This window comes from Paraburkholderia sp., assembly GCF_035656215.1.
Taxonomy (GTDB): Bacteria; Pseudomonadota; Gammaproteobacteria; order Burkholderiales; family Burkholderiaceae; genus Paraburkholderia.
The window spans coordinates 1-3,170 of record NZ_DASRSY010000419.1 but is presented as its reverse complement, the minus strand read 5'-3'; the positions used below and the strand labels follow the sequence as shown (position 1 = coordinate 3,170).

Below are 3,170 nucleotides of genomic sequence, written 5' to 3'. Positions count from 1 at the left end.
GGATCGAGAACATCGGCGGAATCGATTAGCGCAACGCTGGTGTCGGTGGCACCCGGAATGCCGAGCACCGAAGTCGGCTGGATCGCACTGCCCGCCCACGAGTACAACAGGTGGGTGTTGCCGTTGACGGTTTCAGTCGCCGCGCCGGTTTGACACGAACCGGGCGCACCGAGACCGGCGCTCGGATAGCGCAAGTTGTATGCCGCGGCGTTTGCCGTGGTCAGCGTTTGCAGCGCGGCTACTGCATTCTGATTGGTGTTGTGATTGCTACTCGTCAGGACGCCGAAAATATTCGCAAAGGCGCCGATGATCGGTGTCGAAAGACCGGTGGGATCTTTTTGCAACGCATCCTCCACGAAATCGGCGAACGCCGAGCCGCGATGCGGCGTGCCGATCGTGGTGACCGAAGCGACGAGTTCCGGTCCCACCGCCGCGACGTAGCGCGAGGTCAAGCCGCCCTGGCTGTGGCCGATCAGATTCACTTTCTGCGCGCCGGTTGCGGCCAGCACCTGCTTCACGTAAGCGAGTAACTGTTCGCCACGGCCGTTCGGGCCGTCGTCGCTTTGAAAGCCCGACAGGTTCGCCACGTACACGGTCGCGCCGTGCTGCTGAAGGTCGGACTGAATGCCGTACCAGTAGTCGAGCACGCCGAGATATTTGTCGGTGCCTGTGAGGCCATGTACGAGGATGATCGGATAGCGGGTTGCAGCATAATCGTCGGTGCTGGTGTTCGACGTCGCGGCAACTGCGCGATCGATACCGGCTGGTGTGGCGAGTGTCAGAAGAACGGCGAGCGGAACATTAGCGATAACAGCAGCGATCGCCCAGGCGACGATGCGAGAACCCTTCGATTTCGACATGTGACGGCCTCCGGTTGCGAAGTCCGCGTATTTAGCTATACAAATCGATGGAGGGCAATAGAGCGGGGACTCCAAACGGGTTATGCTGCGGTGCGTTTCTAAGCGTTATCGCGGTGTTGCGATGCGGTGAGCATTGAAGGTATCGAGTTCGATAATGCTGCCTGAATTCGGGCTTGACTTGACTAGTTCCCGCGGCGTAACCCCAAGCAACCGCCCCATCCAATGCGCCATATGACTCTGATGCGCAAAGCCTGTCTCCAGCGCAATCTGGCTCGCGCTCAGCCTGCCTTGAAGCAATAGCGCTCTCGCCTGCTCCACGCGCCGCTGCACCACATACTGATGCACCGGCATACCCAGCGTCTCGCGAAACAGCACCTTGAAATGCGGCACACTCAACTCGGCGTGCGCAGCCAGTTCGCCAAGCGTGAGGCGCTGATCGAGATGCGCTTCGATAAACTCGATCACGCGAGCGGCGGTCTTCGGCGCAAGCGTGCGGCGCTTGTTCTCGAGCTTGTCGAGCACCGGCGCGCTGCCAATCAGCCGCACCACCATCGCCGTACACAGACTCTCTGCATACAGCGGATCAGACGCATCATCCGCTTCGAGTTCGGCGCGTAGCGCCCAGGCCAGATGTTGAAAGCGCGGGTCGCGCATCTGAAATTGCGGGCGAAGCTGCGCTTCGCTCGTCTTCAATTCCAATTGTTCGACAGTCCGCTGCGCAAACTCTTCAGCGATCCACACACTGAAAATCGTGCAGGCGGATTCATCGGTCCATTGTCCGTCGACACCCGCAGGAATCACATCCGCATCGCCATGCGCCTGAATCCGCGAGTAGCGGCGCTCGTTGCACATGCAACGCGCCTTGACCGGCGCGCCGACATGCACGCCCACGCGATGATGCTTGAGCGCCGGAATCCGGTGCAGTCCGGCTGACACGTTGACCAGCTCCGCGCCAAAACCTCGCCAGCCGAGTGCCTTGCTGGAGCGCAATGCAATGCGGGAACCACTGTGCGGCTGCGGTATCGGTGTCACGGCATTCATTGCTTCCCCTCGTGGATGGCGGCCAACGTGTGTGCATTGTGCTGCGTTTTTCCTGGCTTTGCTTGACCCGCACCGCCTCAACCCGCATGTTGCGCTGCCACAAAGCAAAACAATCATCCGAATCTGCGCACGACAATCCGCGCCCGTGCGTTTCTCTATCCCCACCTCGCTAAGATGAGGACATACCGATACGGCAAGGAGCCCAACGTGTTCGTCATCTTTGGAGCAGCAGGCAATGTAGGCAGAGTGAGCGCCGCGTCATTGCGCCGGGCGGGCCATGAAGTGCGCGCGGTCGTGCGTGACGGCAAGCAAGGTGAAGTGTTAGCGGAAATCGGCTGTGAAATCGCCATCGCCGATCTGCTCGATCCAGCTTCGGTAGCGCGCGCTATCGAAGGCGCGTACGCGGTACAAATGCTGTGCCCGGTGCCGCGTGCAGATGCCGATCCCGCGAACACGATGCGGCGCATGATCGACGTGAGCGCCGACGCCTTACGCGCCAACCCGCCGCAACGCGTACTCGCGCTCTCCGACTACGGCGCGGAACACGCCAGCGGCACGGGCATCACGACGCTGTTCCACACCCTCGAAACGCAACTCGCACCCATTGCCTCACAGTTGACGTTTCTGCGCGCAGCGGAACACATGCACAACTGGGCTCGCGTATTACCCATCGCGCTCGCGAGAGGCGTCCTGCCGAGTCTGCATCATCCGTTGAGCAAGCTGTTTCCGACGGTCGCCGCAGAGGATGTTGGCCTGCTGGCCGCCGAACTATTGCTCGATGACAGGCCGGCAAAGGTGTCGCCACGAATCGTCAGTATCGAAGGTGAAGCGCGCGTCAGCGCGTTAGACGTCGCACGCACGCTCAGCGAATTGGCGCACCGTCAGATCACCGCCCGCGAAGTGCCGCGTAACGAATGGGCCACCATGCTCCAGGACGCGGGACTCGGCGAGAACCACGCGCGCCTCATCACGGATCTGTACGACGCACACAACGCGGGCCGCATCGACGTCGAAACGGAGATCAGCGAACGGCGCTTCGGTGCGACCGCGCTAGCGGGTGTGTTTGCGTCGATCCTGGCGCGCGCTGCGGTAACGTCAACCGCAGCTGCAACTTCAACTGCCCGCTAATCTTACTGTGTCATATATTTTTCAGGCTACTGCGTTAATGAATGGTACAAGCGTTGCGTGAGGCGCAGTCCGAGCAAGATACGCAAGGTAGTGATGGAATCAGGAACGTGGCGTTGTGCGCGCTGGACTGCCGCGTGCGAT

General features: G+C 60.9%; 3 protein-coding genes. 1 reads left to right on the top strand and 2 read right to left on the bottom strand.

What is annotated here, in order from left to right; genetic code table 11:
- Positions 1-860, bottom strand: an 860-nt coding sequence (locus VFE81_RS24430; protein ID WP_325047041.1) for a triacylglycerol lipase, incomplete at its 3' end; no start/stop codon positions are given.
- A gap of 105 nt (positions 861-965) precedes the next feature.
- Positions 966-1,901, bottom strand: coding sequence for an AraC family transcriptional regulator (locus VFE81_RS24425; protein ID WP_325047040.1), 936 nt, complete (start codon positions 1,899-1,901; stop codon positions 966-968).
- Positions 1,902-2,108: 207 nt separating this feature from the next.
- Here VFE81_RS24425 and VFE81_RS24420 point away from each other — a divergent pair, with 207 nt between their 5' ends.
- Positions 2,109-3,029: an NAD(P)H-binding protein gene (locus VFE81_RS24420; protein WP_325047039.1), complete on the top strand. Its 921-nt coding sequence runs from the start codon at positions 2,109-2,111 to the stop codon at positions 3,027-3,029.
- The last annotated feature ends 141 nt before the right edge of the window (positions 3,030-3,170 follow it).

Coding starts and splice junctions, on each gene's coding strand:
- VFE81_RS24425 (WP_325047040.1), bottom strand. CDS start 1,901: ATGAATGCCGTGACACCGATACCGCAGCCGCACAGTGGTTCCCGCATT.